This window comes from Streptomyces sp. NPDC002888 (assembly GCF_042888465.1).
Taxonomy (GTDB): domain Bacteria; phylum Actinomycetota; class Actinomycetes; order Streptomycetales; family Streptomycetaceae; genus Streptomyces.
Map to the genome: position 1 here is coordinate 189,727 of NZ_JBIAPU010000017.1, position 26,197 is coordinate 215,923.

Sequence of the window (26,197 nt, forward strand, 5' to 3'; positions counted from 1 at the left end):
GGGGCGTCAGCCGAGACCGCGCGCGTCCTGCTTGAGCGCCGTGTCGACGGTGAGCGCCGTGGCGACGACGAGGCTCAGCAGCGGCTCGGGCAGCTGGTAGTGGATCTGCAGGACGTAGTTGTCCGCGGTGGTGAACATGGTCTTGGCGAGGCCTTCCCAGGTCTTGGTGATCCGGGCGACCTCGTTGTCCGCGTGGTCGACGATCGCGAAGTTCCACGCCCGCCAGTTCTCCGCCCTGATGGCGCCGACCTGCCGGCCGCCTACGTTGATCGCGAAGTTGATCTTCCCGAAGACGTTCTGCTGGACGATCTCGCCGACCTGCTGCCCGTCCGGACGCTCCACGACGACCCGGGACTTGAATATCTTGCGCGGCCGCGTCAGCTTCAGCACCGGCTGACCGTAGGCGTCACGGATCTCCAGCCTGTGGGTCATGTACTGGTCGAGGCTGGCGACGAAGCGCAGGATCTTCTTCAGCGCGCTCTGCCCGACCTGGACGACGGAGCCGAGCTGGTTGCCGTTCTGATCCATGACCTTGTACTCATTGGTCAGCTCGATCAGCTTGGCCTTCTGGTTGACGACCAGCACCGGCTCACTGAAGAGGGTGCCGCCGCCGGAACCGCCGGCCGCGACCCCGGCCTGCTGCTGCACCTGACGCTGCACACGCGGGTCGGGGCCGGCCGGCTGCTGCGGAATCTGCTGCGCCGCCGCACCCTGCTGCTGGTCGGGGTTGGTGTGCTGGGTCCACTGCACACCGTCCCAGTAACGGAGCGTCTGGGGCGCTCCGTGCGGGTCGGGATACCAGCCTGCAGGAGTGTTCGAATGCGTGGTCACCGGGGCACACTATCCCGACCCGACCCGGACCTGACCAGCCCCGGCGATACGGCATGGTTCAGCCTTTACCCGACGGCAATCGCCGGGTCACTCACCCCTGGCCGCCCGTTCTCCACGTGCCCCGCGAACCGCCGCAGGAACGCCGGGTCGGCGTCGGAAGTGACGGTCAGGTCGTACCAGCGCGCGCTCGCCGCGAGGTCGACGGTGTGGCGGACCGTGGCGCCGGGGCGCACCGTGAAGGTCCTGGCCGGGCAGCCGTAGCCGCTGGTGACCTTCAGCCGTACCGTGCCGGAGCCCCGGTTGGTGAGGGTCAGTTGGACGTCGTCGCCGGTGTGCCGCGCGGTGACCTCGGGTCCGGCCGCCTTTCCCGGGCCCTTGAAGACGCGCAGGAAGCCGTTGGGGCCGTGCACGGTCAGGTCGTACGAGCCGTTCGAGTACGTGGAGTTCCAGGCGTCGGCGACGGTCTTGCCGGCCTCCGTGGTGTAACTCCACGGCCCGTCGGTGCGGTTGCCGGAGGTGACGAGGAAGGCGGCGCCTGCCTGGGCGCCGGAGGCGAAGGTGAGGGTGAGCTTCCCGGCCGCCGGGTCCGCCGAGGCGTCCACGTACGGCGCGTACCTGAGGGGGCGGGCGGGTCGCAGGCCCCGCTCCTGCTTGGGCAGGACGGGGTTGGCGGGCGGGGCCGGCACGTAGTCGGGGTGGCGCTCGCGGTCGGGCGGCAGGTAGCCGTCGGTGGCGGGCAGGGCGGTGGGCCGGGTGTCCTTGCGGGAGAAGTCGAAGGCGGCGGTCAGGTCGCCGCAGACGGCCCGCCGCCAGGGCGAGACGTTGGGCTCGTGGACGCCGAAGCGGCGCTCCATGAACCGGATGATCGAGGTGTGGTCCAGGGTCTCGGAGCAGACGTAACCGCCCTTGCTCCAGGGCGAGACGACCAGCATCGGCACGCGCTGACCGAGGCCGTACGGTCCGGCGACGTGACCGGAGTCCCCCTTGAACAGGTCAGGGCCGACGTCGACCGTGGACCGGCCCTGCGCGGCGGAGGCCGGCGGGAACGGCGGGACCAGGTGGTCGAAGAAGCCGTCGTTCTCGTCGTACGTGATGAACAGGGCCGTCTTCGCCCACACCTCCGGCGCGGAGGTGAGCGCGTCCAGGACCTGGGCGACGTACCAGGCGCCGTAGTTGGCCGGCCAGTTCGGGTGCTCGGTGAAGGCCTCGGGGGCGACGATCCAGGAGATCTGCGGCAGCTTGCCGCCCTTCACATCGGCCTTGAGCTGGTCGAAGTAGCCCTCGCCCTTACGGGCGTCGGTGCCGGTGCGGGCCTTGTCGTAGAGGGGGTCGCCGGGCTGGGCGCTCCGGTACTGGTTGAAGTACAGCAGCGAGTTGTCGCCGTAGTTGCCGCGGTAGGCGTCCTCGATCCAGCCCCAGCTGCCCTTGGCGTCCAGGCCGTCGCCGACGTCCTGGTAGAGCTTCCAGGAGATCCCGGCCTTCTCCAGGCGCTCGGGGTACGTCGTCCAGCCGTAGCCCACCTCGTCGTTGCCGAGGACCGGGCCGCCGCCCGTGCCGTCGTTGCCGGTGTACCCCGTCCACATGTAGTAGCGGTTGGGGTCGGTGGAGCCGATGAACGAGCAGTGGTAGGCGTCGCAGATCGTGAAGGAGTCGGCGAGGGCGTAGTGGAACGGGATGTCCTCGCGGGTCAGGTACGCCATCGTCGTGGAGCCCTTCGAGGGCACCCACTTGTCGTATTTGCCCCCGTTGAAGGCGGCATGTCCGTCGTTCCAGCCGTGCGGGAGGTCCTGGAGGAAGGCCATGCCGAGGTCGTCGGCATCGGGGTGGAACGGCAGGACGTCCTTCGTGCCGTCGGACTGGTGCCAGACCGACTTGCCGTTCGCCAGGGTCACCGGGCGCGGGTCGCCGAAGCCGCGGACGCCTCTCAGCTTGCCGAAGTAGTGGTCAAAGGAACGGTTCTCCTGCATCAGGACGACGATGTGCTCGACATCCTCGATCGACCCCGTGCGGTGGTTCGCGGGCAGTGCGGCGGCACGCTCGATGTTGTTCGACAGCGCGGTGAACGCCGTGGTGGCGCCCGCGAGTTGGAGGAATCGGCGCCGGTTGACTGCGGGGTTGGCTTCGGACATGGCTGAGGTACCTCTCGCCTGGAGGGTGTTCGACCGGCCGGATCGTGACGGAATGCGCGCGAAAGGAGTGTTCCAGGAGCACCAAACGTCAGGGAAGGGTCTGGTGGCGCGGGTGTGAAAGTCATGGGTACGGGAGGTGTGCCGTCGAGGGCCCCGGGGCAAGGTGGCGCTCATGACGGAGACGCACCCGGCGCACACGCCGACGAAACGGCCCGTACGACAGCTCCTCGCCGCCTCCGTGGGCAACGCCGTGGAGTGGTACGACTGGTACGCCTACACGTTCCTCGCCACCTACATAGCCGCCGCCGTCTTCCCCGAAGGCGCGGACAACTCGCTGGTGCCGCTGCTCTCGACGTTCGCCGTCTTCGCGGTCGGCTTCTTCATGCGGCCGGTCGGCGGGCTCCTCATGGGCGCGATCGCGGACCGGCACGGGCGGCGCGCCGCTCTGACGGTGACGATCCTGCTGATGGGCGGCAGCAGCCTGCTGGTCGGGCTGACCCCGACGTACGCGGCGGTCGGTGTCGCCGCGCCGGTGGTACTGGTGCTCGCCCGGCTGCTCCAGGGGCTGTCCGTGGGCGGCGAGTTCGCGGCCTCGACGACCTTCCTCGTCGAGTCGGCGGGGCCGGGCCGCCGCGGGCTGTTCTCCAGCTTCCAGTACGTGTCGACGACCGCCGGGCAACTCGTCGCCTCCGGCATCGCGACCCTGCTCGTGGACACGCTGAGCGAGGGGCAGATGAACGGCTGGGGCTGGCGCGTCCCCTTCATCCTCGGCGCGGTACTCAGCCTGGTCGGCTTCTGGATCCGGCAGGGCGCGCAGGAGACCCGCAGCGAGGAACAGCGGGAGGGGCCGCGTCCCGCCCTGCTGGAGGCGCTGCGCCGGCACCCGCGCGAGTCCCTGCTGATCTGCGGCATCACCGCGGGCGGCACCATCGCGTACTACACCTGGACCTCCTACCTGCCGACGTACGCCGAACTCAACGCGGGCATGGCCAAGTCGGACGCGCTGCTCGCCGGCACGATCTCGCTGGCCTTCTTCGGGCTGCTCCAGCCGATCGGCGGTCTGCTCTCCGACCGCTTCGGCCGCCGCCCGCTGCTCCTCTTCTTCGGTCTGGGCTTCGCCCTGCTGAGCGTGCCGCTGCTGCACGCCCTGACCGACTCCTTCGCGGTGCTGCTGCTGGTGCAGTGCGGGGGCATGGTCCTGCTGACCGGCTTCACCTCGATCAGCGCCGCCGTGAACGCGGAGATCTTCCCGCCCCGGGTACGGGCGGCCGGCATCGGCTTCCCCTACTCGCTGACGGTGGCGCTGTTCGGCGGGACGGCCCCGTATGTGGGCACGCTGTTCAAGGAGACGGGTCACTCGGGGCTCTTCCCCTGGTACGTGGCCGTGCTGTGTCTGCTGTCGTCGCTGGTGTATCTGCGGCTGCCGGAGACGGCCCGCACGGAGCTGGCGCGATGAGCCCTGACCTGCGGTTCGACACAGTGAAGTGATGCACGTCATAAGGTCTGAGGCAAAAATTTCCGTTCCCTGTGATCAGTTGGCGCAACCGATCCGTACTCCATGGCGTCCGTCGCCACTTCACGCCAGGGAGCAGTCATGCGCATTTCACGGACCAAGGCGGGAACCGTCTTCGTGATCGGCAGCCTGACGCTGACCATCACCGCTCTCGCCTATCCCGCCATGCTCGGCCTGCAGAACACCAGCACCACTCAGGACCGCATCATCGCCAACACCCAGTTCGGGCCGCTCACCGAGGCGGACCGCGACTTCGTGGTCAAGGTGCGCGCGGCCGGGCTGTGGGAGTACCCGCTCGGCGAGATCACCATGCAGAAGGGCACCACGCCCGAGATGAAGGAAGCCGGTGCCCACCTGATCGTCGGGCACGCGGGCCTCGACGAGCTGTGCCGCAAGATCGCCCCCCAGCTGGGCATCACCCTGCCCAACGTGGCGAGTCCTCAGCAGCAGCAGTTCGTGCAGACCGCGCAGTCGAGCAACGGCAAGGAGTTCGACCAGACCGCGTCGAACATCATGCGGATCACGCACGGTCAGATCTTCCCGACGGTGGCGAAGATCCGCGCCAACACCAAGAACACGCTCGTGCGCGAGCTCGCCGACCTCGCCAACGACACCGTGCTCGACCACATGACCGTGCTGGAGAAGACCGGGATGGTCAACTTCGAGCAGACGGTCTTCCAGCAGACCACGCCGCCGAAGCTGCCCGCGGACCAGATGACCCCGCCGGCACCGCAGGGGGGTGCGCCGGTCGTCGTCCTGACCCCGCGTCCGGACCTGAACGTGAACACCAGCACGCCCAAGCCGACGGGCGCGCCGTCGCCCGCCCCGTCCGCGACCGCGGGGTGACACGCGACACCTGAGCCGGGGACGCGGCCCTTCGTAGGGTCCGCGTCACGTCGGGAACCGGATGCAGGGCCGGGCCGGCCGGTGCTCAACAGCCGGACGCGATGGGAACGTACGCGGCCCCGATCCGGTACACGCCCGGTTCACGCACCGTCAGGCGCGTGAACCCGCCCTCCTCGCGCAGGCAGCCGCCCGCCGTGCGCAGCCACGGCGAGTAGGCGACCCGCACGGTCACCGAGCCGGCCCGCGGCATCCGCACGGCAAGGTCGGCGCTCGAAGTACGGACCACGCTCGCGGGCGCCGACACCAGCCGTACGGCGTCCCGCACCCGGTACACCCGCCAGTGGGGGTCACTCCACACCGGCTCCAGCCAGCCGGGCCGGCCGCGCACCAGACGGGCCTCGTCCGCCGCGTACCGGTCGGGCTCGGCCGAGGGCAGCACCACGAACCCGACGGCCCAACGGTCCAGCCACGCCCGGTAGTTCGTCTCGGTGAGCGTCCCGTCGTAGAAGATGCGGCCGCGCTCCATGTCGAGCTGGGTGTTCCAGCCGCGCGCCAGGTTGACGTACGGGGACAGCAGGGCGGCCTCGCGGTGGTCGGCGGCCGGGACGACCTCCACGCGGGCGCGGTCGGCGCCCATCCGCTGCAACGCCCGTACGACGCTGGGCGCGTCGACGGCCCACGCCGGGACCTCGGCCGACCCCCGCAGGAAGGTGAGCGGCGTCCCCGATCCGAGCCACGCCAGGGACGCCACGAGCGCCACGGCGAGGGCGGCGCGGCGGCAGCGGCGGCGCCGCTCCACCGTGAGCAGGGCGGCGAGCAGCACGGCGGGCGCGAACAGCAGCGCGAGCCGCTCCACGTTGGTCCCTATCGGCGAGGGGATCAGGTACGTCAGTCCGACACCCGTCGCGTACACGGCGCCGCACCACCGCACCACCCGCCAGCCCCGCGGCGCCAGCACGGCGACCGCCACGCCCAGCAGCGCGGGCCAGAGCGTCCGCGCCGCCGGCATCGGCTGCTCCCCGGAGTACGGGAAGAACAGCGTGGTCGCCGCCACCACCGCGAACGGCGGCAGCACGAGCGCGGCGGCCCGCGCCCGGTCCCGGACGAGACCGTGGGCCGCGCCCGCGACCACCAGGAACAGCCCCGCCACCGGGCTGGCCGCCGTCGCGAGCACCGCGTACCCCGCCGCGATCCCCACCCGGCGCTCCCCCACGAGCGACACACAGGCCGCGAGGCCCAGCGCGACACCTAGCGCGAACGTCTCACGCCCCGCCGCCACGTTGCACCACAGCCCGAACGCGGCCAGCAGCGCGGGTCCCAGCGGACGCCGGATCCCGCACCGCACCAGCAGGACGGCGGCCAGCCAGCCACCCACCAGACCGGAGGCGACGGCGACGGTCCGCACGCCGAAGGCGCCCATCAGATACGGCGAGATCACGCTGTAGTTCGCCATGTGCAGCCCGCCGAACCAGAACAGGCCGTACGCCGAACCCCCGTGCTCCACCGCGAAGCGCGCCCACGTCTCCTGGGCCGCGAGGTCGCCGCCGCCGGTGGCACGGAAGAACGCCCAGACGAGGTACAGCGGAAGCGTCGCCGCCGTGGCCCACAGCGGGACGCGCCATCGGCGCACCACCGCCCGGAACCGGCTGCGCCGCACCTCGCCCGGCGGCGGGGCGACTTCGGGTGATGGGGCTCGGACCGACTCGACAGCGCCTGTCATCAGGGCGGCCTCTCCGTCTTTCAGAGGGGTCGGCGGCCCGATTCGCGCGGGGCACGGGGCGAAGCGGCAGGCGCCGAGAAGTGTTCCCTGCCGATTCTTGGGCGCGGGTGCGGCGCCGGACATCGGCCGTTCGGCTGAAGGCACCGGCGGGGATGCGTCCCGTACCGCCCCTTTGGCCGAGGGCACGGGCGATGAGCGCGTCCCTCCTCACGCCGTGAGCGGCCCACACCGTGAGCGGCCCCGTCCTCACGCCGTGAGCCGCTCCGTTCTCACACCGTGAGCCGCCACCCCTCCGACGGCCCGTCACCGTCCCGCGCCAGACCGTCGACCAGCTCGGCCGCGGCCCTGGCCCAGCTGCGCTTCCGCTCCATGACGGTGCGTACGGTCTCGGCGTCGCCGAAGGCCGCTTCGGGCCGCTGGAGCACGGCCGCGACGGCGGAGCCCCAGCGCGGCGTGTCGCGGTCGGGCTGGTCCGTCACCGGGAGGACGGTGCGCGCGGCGAGTTCTTTCGGCAGGCATTCCTGGAGCAGGTCGCCGAGTCCGCTCCGGCGGCTGATCAGTACGGGCGTGCCCTGGACGATCGCCTCGAGACCGACGAGGCCGAACCCCTCCGCCCGCGACGGCATGAGCACCAGGGTCGCGAGGAGCAGTTCGTGGTCGAGGCGCTCCTTCCTGGTCGTGAAGGGCCGGACCACGAGGTTCAGCGAGGGCTGACCTGCCCACTTCCTGATCTTCCGGTCGAGACGCTCGGCCTGGCCGTCGGTGGCCCCGCGGACCATGAGCCGTACCTCGGGCTCCTCCGGGTCGCGCAGCGCGAGGGCATGACCGATCGCGCGGGCCGCGAGATCGAGCCCCTTCACCGCGTGGTCCTCCATCCGTCCCGTGAGGAGGATCCGCGGTGGGCCCTCTACCGGCACGCGCGGCCGGATCAGCGGACTGTCGAAGCCGGGATCGAGCCGCAGCGGCCGGGGAACCTCCGGCCACACCGAGAACTCCTGAACGCACAGCTCGTGCAGCTTCGGGCCGACGGCCACCACCCGGGTCGCGCCGCGCCCCAGGTCCAGGTCGGTCCACTTGCGGTCCTCGGCCCGGGCGTGGAGATCGACGCCGCGTGCCTTCTTGTACCGGTCCGTCTCCTCCGACCAGTCGTGGACCAAGTGGAGACGGGCCGCTCCGTCGAAGTTCTGCTCCGTCTGGAGGAAGGCGGCCGGACCGGTCACCCGGCCGTGGCCGATGACCACATCCGGAGGCAGGCCGCCCGGGAGGACCGGCTTGCGCATCAACAGGTCCCGCTCCGAGGCGCCGGGAAGCGGGGGCGCGAGGACGAACCGTACGCTGCCGTCGTCGGCGTCCGCGATCTCCTGCGGGGTGGCCGACGGGAGCAGGCAGAACACCTCGTGGCCCGCCGCGGCCAGCGCCCGGCACAGCGACTGGCTCAGGACGCTGATCCCGCCCTTCGTGGGCAACCACTCGTCGGCGACCACCAGGATCCGCAACCGCGGCGTGCGCCGGCCGGCGGACACACCGTTGCCCGGGCGCAGGGAGCCCCGGAACACGCCGGGCGCGGCCGCTCCGCCCGGCTCACCGGCCCCACCGGCGGCCTCACCGGCGGCCCCACCGGTGGCCCCACTCGGACGCAGGCCCCCCGCACTGGCCTTCTCCATCGCCGTGACCAGTTCGATGAGTTCGTCCAGGTCCACCTCGTGCCGCAAATGGGCGGGGAGGTCCTCCCACAACACGCGGATCTCCTCCCGGGAGGCGAGCCGGGCCCGCAGAGCGGCGAGGACCAGCTGCTCCCTGGTGTCCACCCGCACGCGGTCGACGTCGAAGAGGAACGGGGTCAGCGCCGCCAGGACCAGGTCCGCCGTGCCGTTCACCCCGGCCCGCTTCAGGGCGGTCACCAGCAGCGCGGAGGCGAGCACGGTCCTGAACCGCGGGGCGGGGATGCGTGCCCGTCGGGAGCCGCCGCGCATCGTCAGGGGTTCGTCGAGCAGATCGTCGAGGGCGAGCCGGAGCATCCCGTCCACGCCGTCCCGGGTGGCGCCCTCGGTCAGGCCCAGCTCCGCGAGGAGACGGGCGATCCGCTCGTTGTCGACGGTCACCTCTCCGTCGGCACCGGTCATGGACGCGGTGAGCGACAGTAGGTCGATGGTGTCAGGCATGGGAACGTCCGCCCTGTTGGTCGATGATCCACCAGGCGCTGACGACGTGCTGGACGGCAGCGTCGATGCCCGGCAGCAACTCCGTGAACGCCTCCGGCCGGTGCTCCGCCTGGTCCGGTCCGAGCGAGGTCAGCCAGCGCTGCGTGTAGTGCCGTCCCGCCTCGCCGGTGAGCTGGAGCCAGACGATGCCCGGCAGCACGCTGACGGTGTAGGAGAACAGGTGCAGCTTCCGGTCCCCGTCGACGTCGGAGCGCATCCAGGTCACGTGGGCCTTCTGCCGGAAGGTGTGCACGAGTTGGGACACGATCGGCAGGTCCGCCACCGCGTGGATCGTGTCGATGCCGTCGGACCGGGCGGTGCCCGGCGCGTCCGCGAGACTGGCGGCGGTGCTCAGGCAGACCACCGGCAGGGTGAAGGCCCTCACCGCCTCCGCCGGGTTGTCGGTCTCCAGCAGCCCCAGCCGCGCCACGGCCCGCCCCTCCGAGTCGTGACCGGCCGCCTGGAGCGCGACGACGAACCCCTCGCGCTGTTCCAGGGCGTTGGGGCGGGCGAACTGGCGGGCCAGCAGGTCCGCTCGCGCCCAGACGAGCAGGACGTGCTTGCCCAACCGGTCGTGATGGCGCGCGAAGTCGGCCGCACGGGCGGCGATCTCCGCCTGGGGGACGATCTCCAGCGGCAGGGGGCCGGTGTCGTGGAGGCGGATGCGCTCCCGCTGGTGTTCCTCGATGTCGTCGGGGACGGGATCGCGGACGGTGTCCAGCTCCATGCGGGCGCGCAGCTCGGGGCTGAGCCGCGCGACGTCCTCGAACAGGTCGTCGATCAGGGCCCGCACGGGGGCCGTGCGCAAGGTGGGCAGGCCCTGACGGGTCAGGCACTCCGCCACCTCGTCGAAGAAGACGCCGAGTTCGTCCGGGCCGGAGTGCGGGCCGAGGCCCTGGGGCCCGAACTGCGGCAGGTCGAGGGCGAGGATGGTCTCCAGGCGGGCGTCGGGGCGGGTGTCCGGGGCGTTGAGATCGCGCGTGCGGACGGCCTCGAATCCCCCGGCGTACGCCGGTTCGAGCGCGGCCGGTGCCATGGCCGCCCTCAGCACCGCGTCGACCCGGAACCGGCCGGTCTCCCAGTCCAGCCCGCCGAGCAGGCGTCGGCCCTGGTCGAAGTAGCGCCGGTAGTCGGAGCCTTCGCCGAGGAACCGCAGGGCGGCGGTGTCGTCCCCGATCGACAGGGTCGTGGCGTAGGTCTCGTGCACGAGCCGGGACGACTCCCGGCAGAAGCGGAACAGCAGCCTCAGTCGCTCCGTCAGGACACCGAGCCGGGCGAGGTCCGCCGAAAAGCGGGCCACCAGGCCCCAGGGCGTGGTGTGCTGGAGTTCGTGGTGCAGTCGTTCGTGGAGGGAGACGACGACCTGTTCGTCGCGGTCGGTGAGCGCGGTCGCGTGCAGCGTCCAGGCCTCGAGACCGTCGTAGGCACCGAGCACGTCGGACACATCACTACGAGCACACCAATAGGACGATTCATCAGTGGACACCTGGGCAGCGTAACCGACGGCACCGCCCCAACTTCCGGTCTCCGACTGCTCTCTGACTGCTGCTGTCTGACTGCTCTCTGACTGCTCTCTGACGACGAGATGCCTAGGCCGTCACCTGGGCGTCGAGGCCTTCTTGATCGCCTCGCGGATCCGGGAGTACGTACCGCAGCGGCAGACGTTCTCGATGCGGTCGATGTCGGCGTCGGTCGGACGGGCCGTCCTCTTCAGCAGGGCCGCCGCGGCCATGATCTGGCCCGGCTGGCAGAAGCCGCACTGCGCCACGTCGCAGTCGAGCCAGGCCTGTTGGACGGGGTGCAGCTTCTCGCCGTCGGCCAGGCCCTCGATCGTGGTGACCTCGCGGTCCACACAGTCCGCGACCGGAACGACGCAGGGCTGGATCTCCGCGCCGTCCAGGTGACTCGTACAGGCACGGCAGACGCCCACACCGCAGCCGTACTTGGGTCCGGTGACGTTCAGCAGGTCCCGCAGCACCCACAGCAGGGGCATGTCGGCCGGGGCCTCGACGGTGACGGGCTTCCCGTTGAGCACGAAGGAGTAGGACGGCATCGGCACCTTCTCTGGAACTGGAAGCTGACTGGAGGTTGAGAGGTTGACTAGAAGTTGATCGGGAAGCGGCGGGGCCTGGATCCGGTCGCCCGGGCGTAGGCGTTGGCCACGGCACCTGCCGCGGCCGGCACGCCGAGTTCGCCCGCCCCGCCGGGTTCCCGCCGGGAGGGCATGATGTGCGCCTCGAAGCGCAGCGGGGCGTGCCGCTGGCGGGCGTAGTGGAAGTCGGCGTAGCTGCTCTCGCGGACGGCGCCCCGGTCGATGTGCAGGCCGGCCGTCAGGATGGTGGAGATGCCGTCGATCGCGGTGCCCATGAGCTGGGCCTCGAGTCCGCGCGGGTTGACGGCCGTTCCGACGTCGGCCGCCATCACCACCTTGGTCACCCGGGGCTTCTTCGGGTCGGTGGCGTCGATCTCGACCAGACAGGCCACGCAGGAGCCGTACTCCTCGTGGACGGCCACGCCCTGCGCCCGGCCCGCCGGCAGGGGGCGGCCCCAGTGTCCGGCGGCCGCGACCTTGTCGAGCACGGCCCTGACGGCCTTGCTGCGCAGCGTGGTCCGCCGGAAGGCGACCGGGTCCTTGCCCAGGCTCCTGGCGACCTCGTCCACGACGATCTCCTCCGCGGTCCGCATCGTCCCGGAGTCCACCGACCGCCAGGCCCCGAGGGGCATCGCCAGTTCGACCGAGCCCCCGTTCCCGTCGACGCGGCCGAAGTTGTACAGGCCGCTGTCGCTGGGCAGCGGCCCGGCGGCGCGCGCGAGGGCCGGGGTCGTTCCGCCGTGGGGCGTCCCGCTCCGGGTCGTTCCGCTCTGGGTCGTCCCGCCCTGGGCGGACAGGCCCTCCTCGCCGTACGACTCGCTCACCGAGGCCATCGAGTGGGTGAACGCGACCACCCTCCCCCGGGCGTGGCTGGCGCGGATCCGGTGATGACTGGCCGGGCGCATCCTGCCGTGCCGGATGTCGTCGGCGCGGCTCCACATCAGCTTGACCGGCCGGCCTGCCGCCTTCGAGATCAGGGCCGCCTCGATCGCGGCGTCGTAGTTGAGCCGACGGCCGAAGGAGCCGCCGCCCCGCACGACATGGACCCGTACCTTCGACGCGGGCAGCCCGACCGCCGAGGCGATGGACTCCCGCGCGTCCATCGGCGTCTGGGAGGAGAACCAGATCTCGGCACGACCGGCCCGCACGTCCGCCACCGCGGTCAGCACCTCCATCGGGGCGTGGCTGACGAAGGCGAACGCGAACTCGCCCTCCACCTGCGCCGACCCGCGCGGCGGTGCCGGGAGCCGGGGGACGGCGGCCCGCAGCCGCGCACGGATCGCGGTGTCGGACAGCGACGCCAGCGGGCCCGGGGCCCAGGTGATCCGCAGTGCGTCCCTGGCCTTGAAGGCATGGTGGAAGGAGTCCGCCACCACGGCGACCCCGCCGGCGACCTTGACGACGGCGTGGACGCCCGGCATCGCGCGGGCCGCCCGGTCGTCGACGGATACGGCCTTACCCCCGAGCGTCGGCGGCCGCGCCACCACGGTCGGCTTCGCCCCGGCCACCGCGAGGTCCCCGGTGTACTCGGCCTTGCCGGTGACGATGTCCCGGGCGTCGATCCTGGTCGTCGGCCGCCCGATCACCCGGTGCCGGGACGCCGGCTTCGGTCTGCTCGACACGGCAGGACGCTGGATCCCGGCGGCACTCGCGGTCAGCGAGCCGAAGGTGGCGGACCGCCCGTCCGGCGCGATCACCCTCGTGTTCCAGGTACGCAGCGACCGCGCGGGAAGACTCCAGCGCCGGGCCGCCGCGGTCACCAGCTTGGCGCGCGCGGTGGCGGCCAGCTCGCGGGCCGGGCCGTACAGCGAACTGACCGAGCTCGAACCGCCGGTGAACTGGTTGCCCTTGGAGCGCGCCTCCGCGAGCGGGATCTCCACGTCGACGAGCCGGGCGTCCAGCTCTTCGGCGATCATCATGGCGACCGCGGTGGTGACGCCCTGCCCGACCTCGACGCGCGGCAGTTTTACGACGACCTTGTTGGCCTCGGTGACCTCGAGGACGAGCATCTCCTCATCGGTCCCGGTCACCAGGACGTCGGACGGCCTCCGGACGGCCTCGGCGCCTTCCGCGGACGACGTGTCGCAGCCGATGGGGGCGGCGACGGTCAGGGTGGACGCGGCAAGCGAGTAGACCATGAACCTGCGGCGGGACAACTGACGGGCCAACAGACGCTCCTCTCCGAGTTCCCGGGTTGGTTCGACTGGCATGTCGACTGTTGCATCGTGGGGCTTCGACTGGTGCTTCGACTGGTGCTTCGACTGGTATGAGGGGCCAGCACTCTTCGGGGTTGCGTCCGGAAGTCGCCGTCCTGCTCGACGTCGGCCCGCTCCCGTCGTACCGCCGGCGCCTGGCCATGCCGTGACGGAGCCGCGAACAGGCCGGCTCCGGCAGCGGGTCGCGCCTTACGTTCGCCACCACCAGGTCGCCGGCTTCCGCGGCCTCCTCCGGGGTGGTGGCCCGGGCGTTCGCGCCGAGCTCGGCGGCCAGGTCGGCGAGCGTTTCGGGACCGCGGGAGTTGCCCGGGTCTCCGACCGGATGCTGTGGCAGACCCTCCAGCGCCTTGAGGACGACGGCCTCGCCATACGGACGCCGCACCCGACGGTCGCCAGGCGGCTCGACTACGAGCTCACCGACCTCGGCCAACCGATCACCGAGCGCATCTGCGATCTGATCGACGCGATCTACGAGCAGCTGCCCGGCATCGTCGCCCACCAGCGCGCCCTCGGCTCAACCGTGGCGTCACCTGCCGAGGAGCCGTCCGACTGACGCGCCGGACACCGACGGTTTCCGCCGCGGCCAGCGCCCTGTCAGACACCGCGCACAAGCCGCCCCGGTATTCCATTCCCTTCCTCGCGGAAGGCGCTCAAGTCACCCACGGACCAGGCCCACGCCCACCCGTACGCAGTAATGCGAACCTGGTCCGCATGCCCGGCTCTGAGGCCCTTGGAACCGACTTTCCCCGGCACCGACGAGTCCTCGTGCCGCGCGACCGCGATCGAGTCGAGTGGCACCCCGCCGGTGGACGACGGAAGCTGAGAGCGCACTGGTCTCGTGAGGGCATGAATTCACGACTCGCGGCGTCTGAATTGCTCTGCCTGCTGAGCGCTCGACGCTCAGCGCGAGGAAACCGGGCATCGGTCGCACCGGCCGATGGTGTTCAAATTTCCTCAAGGAGCTTGATGGTGGAGAGTTCTGCCGATTCCCTGACGACCTTGCCGGATGACTCTGCAGTCGCCAAGCGCAGAACGAACGGCCTGTCGACGGACAACAGCCCGTCGACAGACACCGAGAGTAACTTCGCCGAGATACTGGCCGGCGTCCTGCGCGTCGAGCAGGTGTCGGTCGAAAGCAATTTCTTCGACGACCTCGGCGGTAATTCATTGGTGATGGCCCAATTCTGTGCACGCGTCAGGAAGCGGGCGGATCTGCCATCCGTGTCGATGAAGGACATCTACCGTTACCCGACAGTCCGCAGCCTTGCGACGGGGCTCGCCACCACCGATTCCGTTGCCGCACCCGCCCCCGCCGGCTCAGCGGTCCCGACACCGTCGGAGGTGGTGACTCCGGTCGGCACGCTGCAGTACACCCTCTGCGGAACGCTGCAGTTCCTGCTCTTTCTGGGATACTCTTTCGTCGCCGCATTTTTCACCGCACGCGGCTATGAATGGATATCCGCCAGCTCGAATGCGATGGACATCTACCTGCGGTCCGTCGTCTTCGGCGGCGCCGGATTCGTGGGCATGTGCACTTTCCCGATCGCGGCCAAATGGATCCTTGTCGGCCGGTGGAGAACACGCGAATTCCCGGTCTGGGGTCCGACCTATCTGCGCTTCTGGACCGTCAAGGTGCTGCTGCACGCCAACCCGATGGTCTTCTTCGTCGGCAATCCCCTGTACGTGCTGTACCTGCGGGCACTCGGCGCCCGCATCGGCAAGGACGTCACGATCCTCTCCCGCAACGTTCCGGTCTGCACCGACCTGCTCACGATCGGCGCCGGCACGGTGATCCGCAAGGACTCGTTCTTCCTCTGCTACCGGGCGCATGCGGGCCGTATTCAGACGGGCCCGGTCACCCTTGGCCGGGATGTGTTCATCGGCGAGAAGACCGTGCTCGACATCGACACATCGATGGGCGACGGGGCGCAGCTCGGCCATACGTCCTCGCTGTACAGCGGCCAGGCGGTCCCGGACGGCCAGCGGTGGCACGGGTCTGAGGCGCAGCGCACGGAGGTCGACTATGTGAGGGTCCCGCCCGCCAGGTGCGGCACCCTGCGCCGGGTCGGCTTCGCCCTGGCCACCGTGGGCCAGCTGTTCTTCCTCTCCGTGCCGCTGGCCGTCGGGGGTCTGTACGTGCTGTTGACACAGGTTCCGGCGCTGAGCAACCGGCTGGACCCGGGCGCGGCGGGGCTCGTGTCGCCGGAGCTCTACGTCGATGCGCTGATCGTTTCCTGCGCTCTGTTCTTCGGCTTCGTCGTCATGGGCGTCGCCGCTCTGTTCACTGTTCCGCGCCTGCTGCATCTGGCCGTCAAGCCGGACAGGGTCTATCCGCTGTACGGCTTTCACTACTCGACGCACCGGGCGATCGCGCGCCTCACCAACGTGAAGTTCTTCAAATGGCTCCTCGGTGACAGCTCCTACATCGTCCACTATCTACGCGGCCTGGGATACGACCTGTCCCGGGTGGAGCAGACCGGGTCGAACTTCGGCACAGAAGTGCAGCACGAGACCCCGTATCTGTGCTCTGTGGGCAGCGGCACGATGGTCGCCGACGGCCTGTCCATCGTCAATGCCGACTTCTCGAGCACGTCTTTCCGGGTGTCCCGGGCGTCGATCGGGCCGCACAACTTCCTCGGGAACAACATCGTCTATCCGTCCGGGGCGAAGACGGGCGACAACTGCCTCCTCGCGACGAAGGTGATGATTCCGCTCGACGGCGAGACGCGCGAGGGCGTGGGTCTGCTCGGCTCACCGTGCTTCGAGATTCCCCGGTCGGTGGAGCGCGACTCCCGGTTCGACCACATGCGGACCGGGGACGAGTTTCGCCGCAACCTTGCTGCCAAGAACCGCTACAACATCCGGACGATGGTCCTCTTCCTCCTCGTGCGGTGGCTCTACTTCTTCGTGCTCACGCTGCTCGCCCTCGCGGATGCCGATCTGTACGACTCCTTCGGACACGTACCGATCGCGGCATTCCTGGTGTTCACCCTGGTGTTCACCCCCCTCTACTTCGTACTGGTGGAGCGAGCCATCGTGGCTTTCCGCGGGCTGCGACCGCGGTTGTGCTCCATCTACGACCCGTACTTCTGGTGGCACGAGCGTCTGTGGAAGGTGCCCGACAAGTACCTCGACGTTTTCAACGGCACCCCCTTCAAGAACGTGATCTGGCGGCTCCTGGGTGTCCGGCTCGGCAGCAGGGTCTTCGACGACGGCTGCTACCTGACGGAGCGGATGCTCACCACCATCGGCGACGACTGCACCCTCAACGCGGGGAGCAAGATCCAGTGCCACTCGCAGGAGGACGGCACCTTCAAGTCCGACCGCAGCACGATCGGCGACGGATGCACCGTCGGTGTCGGCTCCCACGTCCACTACGGCGTGACGATGGGTGACGGCGCGGTCCTTGCGCCCGACTCCTTTCTCATGAAGGGCGAGGAAGTCCCGCAGCACGCGCGGTGGGGCGGAAACCCGGCCACGGAGACGAGAGAGGCCCCCGGTCGGCCGCCGGCACTGGTGCGCAAGGGGTAGCAGGACCCTCTCGGTCAGCTGGCTCAACTGGCTGGACAAACCGGCCCGTTGGTCTGCCGAGAGCAACGACGACAGTGGAGCCGCCGTGGTCGGCGGTGACGGACATGCCGGTCACGGCGGGCGGAGAGGGACAGATCGATGGCAACGCGAGTGGGAGCGGACCAGGAGTTCTGGCGCGGTGTGCTCGTCGCCGGCGGATCCACCACGATCCCGCGGTGGGCGCCGCATCCCATGACGGGCGTCGACGAGTACGAGGCCACGATCCCGGACGACGTCATGGGAGCCGTGCGCCGGTTGGCGGACGACCTCACGATGCCGCTCGGCACCGTGATGCTGGCCACGCACGCCAAGGTGCTCGCCGCGCTGTCCGGCGAGCAGGACGTCACGACCGGCTACGTCGCCGAGGAGGGCGGCCGACCGTTGCCCTGCCGGCTGACGACGGCACCCGAATCGTGGCGGGCGCTGCTGGCGGACACCCATCGCGTCGCGTCGGAACTGCTGTCGCACAAGGACTTTCCGGTCGACGAGCTCAGGCGCGAGCTGGGCCTGACCGAAGCGTCGATCGAGACCGTCTTCGATCCGCATCCGACGTTCGGTCCCCGTCCGACGGGCGCCGGCGGCGATCTCGCCGCAGGCACCGTGCTGTGGGTGGGATTCTCGGACCACGGCGGCCGACCCGTGCTGCGACTGCGGTACCGGACGGACGTACTCGACGCGGACTACGCCGCCAGGGTCGCCGGTTACCACCTCACCGCGCTCGCGCTCGTCGTCGCGGACCCGGATGCCGAGCACGAGCGGCAGAGCCTGCTCTCACCCGAGGAGCTCCGGTTCCAGCTCGAAGGGCTGTCCGGACCGCGCCGTACCCTGCCGGACGCCCGGATGCACGAGCTGTTCGAGCAGCGGGTGAGGATACGCCCGGATGCCGTCGCCGCCGTGCACGGCGACCGGCATTGGACCTACCAGGAGCTCAACGCACGTGCCAACCGGCTGGGACGAGCCCTGTTGGCACGGGGGCTGCGGCGCGAAGGTGTCGTCGCGGTGGTGACCGGGAGAGACCTGGACTGGATGGCCGCCGTCCTCGCGATCTTCAAGGCCGGAGGCGTGTACCTGCCCGTCGAGCCGCACTTCCCGGCCGACCGCATCGCGGCCATGCTCTCCCGCGCCGAGTGCGGGCTCGTGCTCACCGACCCCGGCAGTTCCGACTCGCTCGACCAGGCCCTGGACTCACTGCCCGGGGTCCGCAAGCTCCTCGTCGGCACGGCGTACGACGAGGGCCATGCCGACGACGACCTGGGCATCGCCGTCGCGCCGGACCAACTCGCCTACATCTACTTCACCTCCGGCTCCACGGGAGAGCCCAAGGGCGCGATGTGTGAGCACGCCGGCATGCTCAACCACCTCTACGCCAAGATCGACGACCTGGAGATCGGCGAGGGGCAAGTGGTCGCCCAGACCGCCCCCCAGTGCTTCGACATCTCTCTGTGGCAACTGGTGTCCGCGCTCCTGGTCGGTGGGCGGACCCTGCTGGTCGAGCAGGAGGTGATCCTGGACGTGCAGCGGTTCGTCGACACGATCGCCCGCGGCCGGGTCGCCGTGCTCCAGGTCGTGCCGTCGTACCTCGAAATCGTCCTGACGCATATGGAGCAGCACCCGCGCGAGCTGCCCGACCTGCGGTGCGTGTCCGTCACCGGTGAGGCGTTGAAGAAGGAGCTCACGCAGCGCTGGTTCGCGGCCGAGCCCGGCATCAAGCTGGTCAACGCGTACGGCTTGACCGAGACCTCCGACGACACCAACCACGAGGTCATGGACCGGGTGCCGGACCGCGAACGGGTGCCGCTCGGTCCCCCCGTCGGCAACGTGCGTGTCTACGTGGTCGACGGGCAGCTGTCACCGGTGCCGCTCGGCGCCCCCGGCGAGATCGTCTTCTCCGGCGTCTGCGTCGGCCGCGGATACGTCAACGACCCCGACCGCACCAAGCAGGCCTTCATGCCCGATCCGCACCACGAGGGCGCCCGGCTCTACCGCAGTGGCGACCACGGCCGCTGGCTGCCCGAGCGCAAGCTGGAGTTCCTCGGACGCCGCGACACCCAGGTCAAGATCCGTGGCTTCAGGATCGAGATCGGCGAGATCGAGAACACCCTGTTGCGGGTGCCCGGTGTCCGCGACGGTGCGGTGGTGGTCGCCGAGCGGCCCGACCGGAGCAAGCACCTTGTGGCCTTCTGCTCCGGCCCGGGGGCACTCCCGGTCGAGGACCTGCGGGACCGGCTGGGTGAGTCGCTGCCGGAGTACATGGTGCCGTCGGCCTTCCACTGGCGGGAGAGTCTGCCGCTGACCGCCAACGGCAAGACCGACAGGAGGGCGCTGGCGGCGCTCGCGGGAGAACTCGACGTCGTCGAGGACCACGAGGGAGGCCGCCACGCTCCGGGTACGCCGACCGAGCGGCGGCTCGCGGCCGCCTGGGCGGAGGTGCTCGGCGTCCCGCAGGATCGGATCGACCGACGGGACCACTTCTTCGACCGGGGCGGCACATCACTGTCGGCCGTGAAGCTGGCGATCACCCTGGACCGCGCGGTGTCGCTCAAGGACGTGACCCGTCATCCGGTCCTCGCCGATCTGGCCGCGCTGGTCGACGGCAGGTCCGACCGGCCGTCCGGGCTGCTCCAGTCGCTGTCCGAACCGGAGGGTGCGCCGGCCGGTGCCCTGGTGTGCTTCCCCTACGCCGGCGGCAACGCGGTGAACTTCCAGCCGATGGCCCAGGCGCTGCGGGGCAGTGGGATCGCGGTCTACGCCGTTGAGTTGCCCGGTCACGACGTGGCCGCCGAGAGCGAGCCCTTCGCACCGATGGCGGACGTGGTCTCTCAGGTCGTCGCCGAGATCACCGAACGTGGCCTGCCCGGAGTCCTGCTGTGGGGTCACTCCTCGGGCGCGGCCTTCGCCCTGGAGACGGCCCTGCGGCTGGAGGAGCGCGGCGTGGACGTCCAACGGGTCTTCGTCGGCGCGCAGCTGCTCGGCAACGCCGCTGACCGGCGCGATGCCGTCACCGAGCTGGCCGGGCAGAGCAACGCCGAGATCGCCGCGAAGCTGAGCACGGACAGCGGCTACACCGAGCTCCAGGAGCTGGATGCGCGGCGTGCCGAACTCGTCGGTGCCGCCTACCGGCACGACGGCGTGTCCGCACATCGCTATTTCGCCGATGTCCTCGACACTCCCCCCGCGGTGAAGCTCTCCGCGCCGGTCACCGTGGTCGTCGCCACCGACGACCCGATCACGGCTGATCACCCGCGCCGCCACCGCGACTGGGAGCTCCTCGCGGTCCGCGTCGACCTGCACGAACTCGCCGAGGGCGGCCACTACTTCCCGCGCACCTGTCCGGCCGAGGCGGCACAGGCCGTGTTGCGCACCGCCGAACTACTGCCTTCTTCCTGAGCGGCAGACAGCCGCACACCGAAAGGAAATCGCGATGTCCTCCATCCCCCCGGCGTCACTGCTCGACGACGTCGACTTGCAACCCGGCCGACCGCCGATACTTCGGGCCGAGGCCCCCGGCGACGCGCCGAGCTGGGCGGCCGAGCACCGGGACGCTCTGCGCGCCGTCGTCGCCGAGCATGGCTGCGTCGTGGTCCGCGGCGTCGGGCTGCGCGACGTGGCCGGGACCGGTGCCGTCTTCGAACGGCTGAGCACCGGGCTGATGACGGAGCGCGAGGCCTTCGCGCCCCGGCGGACCTACGCCGACGGGGTGTACTCCTCCGCGCAGTGGCCGGCCAACCAGCCGATGTGCATGCACCACGAACTGAGCTACACGCTGGAGTTCCCCGGCCTGATGCTGTTCGCCTGCCTCACCGCGCCCACCGAGGGCGGGGCGACCGGAGTGGCCGACGCGGCGACGGTGCTCGAGGATCTGCCCACCGGGTTGACCGAGCGGTTCGAGCGGGAGGGCTGGCTGCTCACCCGCAGCTACAACGACGAGATCGGATCGTCCGTGACCGAGGCGTTCGGCACCGACGACCGGGGCGCCGTCGAGAGGTACTGCCGTGCCAACGCCATCGACTTCGAATGGCAGCCCGACGGAACCCTGCGCACCAGGCAGCGCCGCAGCGCCGTGGTGCGCCATCCGATCACCGGCCGACGCTGCTGGTTCAACCAGATCTCGTTCCTCAACGAGTGGACGTTGGCCCCCGAGGTCCGCGAGTACCTCGTCGAGGTCTACGGCGCCGACGGGCTGCCGTTCAACACCCGTTTCGGAGGCGGCGACCAGATCGGCGAGGACGTCGTGCAGCTGCTCAACAAGGTCTACGAGGCCAACACCGCCCGCGAGCCGTGGCAGGCCGGCGACCTGATGCTCGTCGACAACATACGCACCGCGCACAGCCGGGAGGCCTTCGAGGGATCACGCGACGTGCTCGTCGCGATGGCCGACCCGGTGCGACTGTCCTCCTGCTCGCCGACCGCCGAGGTGACCGCCCGATGACCACTGACCCCACCGCCGTGACGGCGTCCGCGACCACCGAGCCGCACGCCGTGCGACCCTTCGCGGTGATCTCCGGTGCCCAGGTCCAGCAGGTGCTGCAGGGGCGCGAGAAGCAGATCGTCGAGTTGGTCGAGGCCACCTACCGGGTGCACGGCGCCGGTGACTCGGTGAACCCGCCGTCGTACTTCCTGCGTTTCCCCGACCGCCCATCCTCCCGGATCATCGCGCTGCCGGCCTCGGTCGGCGGGCACGTACGGGTGGACGGTCTGAAGTGGATCTCCAGCTTCCCGGAGAACGTACAGGCCGGCATTCCCAGGGCGTCCGCCGTGCTGATCCTCAACGACCAGGACACCGGCTACCCGTTCGCCTGCCTGGAGAGTTCCATCATCAGTGCCACCAGGACGGCCGCGTCGGCGGCGTCGGCCGCGGACCGGCTCAGCCGGGACCGGCCACGGCCCACGCGTGTCGGATTCTTCGGGACGGGCTTGATCGCCCGCTACATCCACACGTTCCTGGCCGGCAGCGGCTGGTCGTTCGACGAGATCGGCGTGCACGACCTGTCCGCCGACAGCGCGACCGGGTTCCGCCGCTACCTGGAGCAGTCGGGCACCACGGGCCGGATCACGGTGCACGACAGCGCCGAGGAGCTGATCCGCTGCAGTGACCTGGTGGTCTTCGCCACCGTCGCCGGTGAGCCGCACGTCAGCGACCCTGCATGGTTCTCCCACAATCCATTGGTCCTGCACGTGTCACTGCGCGACCTCTCGCCCGAGATCGTTCTCGCCTCGGCCAACATCGTCGATGACGTCGAGCACTGTCTGCAGGCCAACACCTCGCCGCACCTGGCCGAGCAGCTCACGGGCAACCGGGACTTCCTGCAGGGCACGTTGGACGACGTGATGGCCGGACGGGTGACGGTGCCGTCGGGGCGGCCGGTGGTGTTCTCGCCGTTCGGCCTCGGGGTGCTCGACCTCGCGGTCGGCAAGTACGTCTACGACGAGGTGGTCCGCTCCGGAGAGCTGCACGTCGTCGACGACTTCTTCCACGAACTGCGCCGGTACGGGTGACCACGGCCGGAGGGACGTTCCGAAAGTCCTGCCGCAGTTGAGGAGGAGGCCGTCGTGCCCGTCATATCCGCTCCCCATGCCTTCAACGAAACACAGCTTTATGTAGACCTTCGGCCCATCCTCGGGCGCTCCCTGTTCCTGAAGTGCGAGGGCTTCAACTTCGCCGGCTCGATCAAGCTGAAGGCCGCGACCGAGATGGTGGAGACCGCCGAGCGGGAGGGGGTCCTCACACCGGAGTCGATCCTGGTCGAGTCCTCGTCCGGCAACCTCGGCGTAGCCCTGAGCATGATCGCGGCGAGCAAGGGCTACCGGTTCCTGTGCGTCACGGACTCCCGCTGCAACCTGTCGACCAGACTCCTGATGGAGGCATTGGGCAGCAGGGTGCACACCATCGCCGACCTGGACGCCAACGGCGGCTTCCTGGGCGCGCGGATCGACTACGTCCGCGCGCTGTGCGATTCCGACGAGCGGTACGTGTGGCTCAGCCAGTACACCAATCCGGGCAACTGGAAGGCGCACTACCGCACGACGGCGCCGGAGATCGCCCAGCGCTTCCCGCGCCTGGACGTACTGTTCGTCGGCGCCGGCACCACCGGGACCCTGATGGGCTGCGCACGCTACTTCCGCCAGTGGCACCGGCCGGTGCGGATCGTCGCGGTGGACAGCGTCGGATCGGTGATCTTCGGTGATGCGCCGGGCCGCCGCATGATTCCCGGTCTCGGCATGAGCATACGTCCGCCGCTGCTCGACGAGTCCTACGTGGACGAGGTGATACACGTCGAGGAGACGGACACCATCCGTGCCTGCCATCGTCTGGCCAGACGCGGATTCCTGTTCGGCGGCTCCACCGGCACGGTCGTCAGCGGCGCGATGCGTTGGCTGGCCGACCACGACACGCGTGAACTCACCGCGGTGGCCATCGCCCCGGACCTCGGAGAGCGCTATCTCGACACCATTTACCAGTCCAACTGGCTGCAGGATCTTTACGGCGAAGGCATGCTCGACTCCGACGAAACGGCTGACGATTCCTGGGCGGCCGGCCCCGTTCCAACGCGCCGAGGGAGCCACCCGCCATACCCCCCGCAGACCGGCGACGGCGGCGGAGGGCAGCACCGCCGGCACTGACGAGGTGCCCTGCCGGCACCCTAACTGCCGCTCCAAACAGGCGATTTACCGGCCCCTTCCGTGAGACGGAAGAAGCATTGCGGCCCTGCGAAGCGCTCCCGCACGATGCGAGCATCAAGAGAGACGGGAGCCGCATCCATGCCGCACATGACCGCCTTCGCCAGGAACCAGTGGTACGTCGCCGCCTACAGCCACGAGGTCGGGCGCGAGGAACTGCTCGGACGGACCATCCTCGGTGAGCCGCTCGTCTTCTACCGGACCGAGGAGGACGGGACGCCCGTCGCCCTGCACGACCGCTGTGTGCACCGCCGGTTCCCGCTGTCCGAGAGCCGGCTCGACGGCGACCGGATCGTGTGCGGCTATCACGGCTTCACGTACGACACGACGGGGACGTGTGTGTACGTGCCGGGGCAGAAACGCGTCCCGCGCACCGCACGCGTCGCCTCCTACCCGGTGGTCGAGCAGGACTCCCTGGTGTGGGTGTGGATCGGCGACCCGGCACTCGCCGACCCGCTGACGATCCGGCGGGCCCGTCACCTCGACTCCCCCGGCTGGACCACCGTCCGCGGCATGGAGCCGATCGACGCCGACTACGGGCTCCTCGTCGACAACCTCCTCGACCTGTCCCACGAGACGTACCTGCACGGCGGCTACATCGGGACGCCCGAGGTCGCCGAGACGCCGATCACCACCGAGGTGGACGAGGGCGCGGGGATCGTGCGGGTGAGCCGGCACATGGACGACGCCGAGTGCCCGCCGTTCTACGCCCGCTCCACCGGCATCGAGGGCCGGATCACGCGGTGGCAGGACATCGAGTACCACGCGCCGTGCCTCTATCTGCTGCACAGCCGCATCGCCCCCGTCGGCGTGCTGCCCGAGGCGGACGGCAGCGACCCGAACGGCTTCCACACCGAGATCACGTACGCGATCACGCCGTCCGCCGACGGCAAGGTGTACGACTTCTGGATGGTCTCCCGGGACTGGGCGACGGACGACGACGAGGTCACGGAGTTCCTGCGGGGCAACAACCACACCGTCGTCATGCAGGACGTCGACGCACTCAACCTGCTGCAGGAGACGCTCGGTACCGAGCGCACCGGCTACCAGGAGCTGAGCATCAACATCGACACCGGCGGCCTCGCCGCCCGCCGTATCCTCGCCCGGCTGGTCGAGGAGGGCGACAAGCCCGTGGAGAAGGTCCTGTGACCAGCCCGACCGGCGAGATCTACCGCATCGACTGGCTGCCGGGCACGGACATCCTGCACGGCACCTGCCACTGCGGCCGCGAGCACACCTCGCAGGACCCCGTCGAGATGTGGGAGTGGATGCTCGCCCACCCACAAGGACACGAACCGCAAGGACACGAGCCGCCAGCGCACGAGCCGGCAGGACACGAGCCGCGAGGAAACAGCTCATGACCGTCTACGAAGCCGAACTCGTCGTCGACCGCAGGGAGTTCGCGGCGGACGGCGTGCTCGCCCTCACTCTGCGCCACCCGCTGGGCGAACCGCTCCCGGCCTGGGAGCCGGGCGCCCACATCGACGTCGTCCTGGGCCCGGACCTGGAGCGGCAGTACTCGCTGTGCGGCGACCCCGCCGACCGGGACGCCTGGCGGATCGCGGTGCTGCGTGAGCCGGACGGGCGGGGCGGATCGGCGTACGTGCACGGGCAGTTGGGGCAGGGCGACAAGGTACGTGTGCGCGGCCCGCGCAACCACTTCGCCCTGCGGTCCGCTCCCCGCTACCGCTTCGTGGCGGGCGGCATCGGCATCACCCCGATCCTGCCGATGCTGGCGGCCGCGGAGGCGGCGGGCGCCGAGTTCAGCCTGCTCTACGGCGGCCGTACGCGCGAATCCATGGCGTTCACCCAGGAGTTGGAGCGCTACGGGGACCGGGTCACCGTCGCCCCGCAGGACGAGACCGGTCTGCTGGACCTCCCCTCGGTGCTCGACGCCCTGTCCGACGGCACCCTCGTCTACTGCTGCGGGCCCGGCGCCCTGCTCGACGCGGTGGAGGAACGGTGCCCGGCCGGGGCCCTGCACATCGAGCGGTTCCAGCCCAAGGAGCAACAGACCGGCGAGGACGCCGAGTTCGAGGTCGAGCTCGCGCAGAGCGGCCGCACGCTCACCGTCCCGCCCGGCGTCTCCGTGCTCGACACCGTGCGCGCCGCCGGCGTCGAGGTGCTGTTCTCCTGCACCGAGGGCACCTGCGGCACCTGCGAGACGGACGTCCTCGAAGGCGCCCCGGACCACCGGGACTCCGTGCTGACGGACGAGGAGCGGGAGACCGGCGAGACCATGATGATCTGCGTGTCCCGGTGCCGGGGGAAGCGGCTCGTGCTGGATCTGTGAACCCTCGAGACGGGTCGCAGCACGGCGCACGGCTTCCCGCTGAGTACCGGTGAGCACTACTGTGCGAGATGCGCACAGCCTGTCGGAACGTCGTTGTCTGCACAGGGG

18 protein-coding genes are annotated in these 26,197 nt (G+C 70.2%); 11 read left to right on the forward strand and 7 right to left on the reverse strand.

From position 1 onward, the window contains the following. Positions 1-6 precede the first annotated feature (6 nt). Positions 7-831 (reverse strand): phospholipid scramblase-related protein, encoded by an 825-nt coding sequence (locus ACFYWX_RS27130; protein ID WP_389426712.1) that lies wholly within the window; start codon positions 829-831, stop codon positions 7-9. Positions 832-896: 65 nt separating this feature from the next. After that, complete coding sequence (locus tag ACFYWX_RS27135; RefSeq protein ID WP_389426713.1) at positions 897-2,960, reverse strand: phosphocholine-specific phospholipase C; 2,064 nt, start codon at positions 2,958-2,960, stop codon at positions 897-899. Between the two features lie 172 nt (positions 2,961-3,132). Here ACFYWX_RS27135 and ACFYWX_RS27140 point away from each other — a divergent pair, with 172 nt between their 5' ends. Together ACFYWX_RS27140 and ACFYWX_RS27145 are read left to right on the forward strand one after the other, a co-directional pair. Further along, positions 3,133-4,416, forward strand: a complete 1,284-nt coding sequence (locus ACFYWX_RS27140; RefSeq protein ID WP_389426714.1) for an MFS transporter — start codon at positions 3,133-3,135, stop codon at positions 4,414-4,416. Between the two features lie 138 nt (positions 4,417-4,554). Continuing rightward, complete coding sequence (locus ACFYWX_RS27145; RefSeq protein ID WP_389426715.1) at positions 4,555-5,319, forward strand: DUF4142 domain-containing protein; 765 nt, start codon at positions 4,555-4,557, stop codon at positions 5,317-5,319. Between the two features lie 85 nt (positions 5,320-5,404). On the opposite strand, the gene ACFYWX_RS27150 is transcribed toward ACFYWX_RS27145, so the two are convergent. The 5 genes from ACFYWX_RS27150 to ACFYWX_RS27170 all read right to left on the reverse strand — a co-directional run bounded on the left by ACFYWX_RS27150 (position 5,405) and on the right by ACFYWX_RS27170 (position 13,470). After that, positions 5,405-7,039, reverse strand: coding sequence for a hypothetical protein (locus tag ACFYWX_RS27150; protein ID WP_389426716.1), 1,635 nt, complete (start codon positions 7,037-7,039; stop codon positions 5,405-5,407). Between the two features lie 269 nt (positions 7,040-7,308). Further along, on the reverse strand, positions 7,309-9,201 hold the full coding sequence (locus ACFYWX_RS27155; RefSeq protein WP_389426717.1) for a glycosyltransferase family 4 protein: 1,893 nt from the start codon (positions 9,199-9,201) through the stop codon (positions 7,309-7,311). Continuing rightward, the gene (locus tag ACFYWX_RS27160; protein WP_389426718.1) at positions 9,194-10,684 is read right to left on the reverse strand and encodes a hypothetical protein; all 1,491 of its coding nucleotides are present in this window, start codon (positions 10,682-10,684) and stop codon (positions 9,194-9,196) included. The genes ACFYWX_RS27155 and ACFYWX_RS27160 overlap by 8 nt, the downstream gene beginning before the upstream one ends. A 153-nt stretch (positions 10,685-10,837) precedes the next feature. Further along, entirely contained in the window at positions 10,838-11,293 is a 456-nt protein-coding gene (locus ACFYWX_RS27165; protein ID WP_389426719.1) for a (2Fe-2S)-binding protein, read from the reverse strand. A 47-nt stretch (positions 11,294-11,340) separates the two neighbouring features. After that, complete coding sequence (locus ACFYWX_RS27170) at positions 11,341-13,470, reverse strand: molybdopterin cofactor-binding domain-containing protein (RefSeq protein ID WP_389426756.1); 2,130 nt, start codon at positions 13,468-13,470, stop codon at positions 11,341-11,343. 223 nt (positions 13,471-13,693) lie between these two features. Here ACFYWX_RS27170 and ACFYWX_RS27175 point away from each other — a divergent pair, with 223 nt between their 5' ends. From ACFYWX_RS27175 to ACFYWX_RS27215, 9 genes are all read left to right on the forward strand, one after another. Further along, positions 13,694-14,101: a winged helix-turn-helix transcriptional regulator gene (locus ACFYWX_RS27175; RefSeq protein WP_389426720.1), complete on the forward strand. Its 408-nt coding sequence runs from the start codon at positions 13,694-13,696 to the stop codon at positions 14,099-14,101. Positions 14,102-14,514: 413 nt separating this feature from the next. Further along, complete coding sequence (locus tag ACFYWX_RS27180) at positions 14,515-17,079, forward strand: Pls/PosA family non-ribosomal peptide synthetase (RefSeq protein WP_389426757.1); 2,565 nt, start codon at positions 14,515-14,517, stop codon at positions 17,077-17,079. 138 nt (positions 17,080-17,217) lie between these two features. Then, entirely contained in the window at positions 17,218-20,505 is a 3,288-nt protein-coding gene (locus ACFYWX_RS27185) for an amino acid adenylation domain-containing protein (RefSeq protein WP_389426721.1), read from the forward strand. A 34-nt stretch (positions 20,506-20,539) separates the two neighbouring features. After that, positions 20,540-21,547: a TauD/TfdA family dioxygenase gene (locus tag ACFYWX_RS27190; RefSeq protein ID WP_389426722.1), complete on the forward strand. Its 1,008-nt coding sequence runs from the start codon at positions 20,540-20,542 to the stop codon at positions 21,545-21,547. Further along, positions 21,544-22,614: a 2,3-diaminopropionate biosynthesis protein SbnB gene (gene sbnB / locus ACFYWX_RS27195; protein ID WP_389426723.1), complete on the forward strand. Its 1,071-nt coding sequence runs from the start codon at positions 21,544-21,546 to the stop codon at positions 22,612-22,614. The genes ACFYWX_RS27190 and sbnB overlap by 4 nt, the downstream gene beginning before the upstream one ends. 54 nt (positions 22,615-22,668) lie before the next feature. Next, positions 22,669-23,739, forward strand: coding sequence for a 2,3-diaminopropionate biosynthesis protein SbnA (sbnA, locus tag ACFYWX_RS27200; protein WP_389426724.1), 1,071 nt, complete (start codon positions 22,669-22,671; stop codon positions 23,737-23,739). Positions 23,740-23,877: 138 nt separating this feature from the next. Beyond that, positions 23,878-24,945 carry a Rieske 2Fe-2S domain-containing protein gene (locus ACFYWX_RS27205; protein WP_389426725.1) on the forward strand — a complete coding sequence of 356 codons (1,068 nt, stop codon included), beginning with the start codon at positions 23,878-23,880 and terminating at the stop codon, positions 24,943-24,945. Beyond that, complete coding sequence (locus ACFYWX_RS27210) at positions 24,942-25,157, forward strand: hypothetical protein (protein ID WP_389426726.1); 216 nt, start codon at positions 24,942-24,944, stop codon at positions 25,155-25,157. The genes ACFYWX_RS27205 and ACFYWX_RS27210 overlap by 4 nt, the downstream gene beginning before the upstream one ends. Then, complete coding sequence (locus ACFYWX_RS27215) at positions 25,154-26,089, forward strand: PDR/VanB family oxidoreductase (RefSeq protein ID WP_389426727.1); 936 nt, start codon at positions 25,154-25,156, stop codon at positions 26,087-26,089. Before ACFYWX_RS27210 ends, ACFYWX_RS27215 begins: the two co-directional genes overlap by 4 nt. Positions 26,090-26,197: the final 108 nt, after the last annotated feature.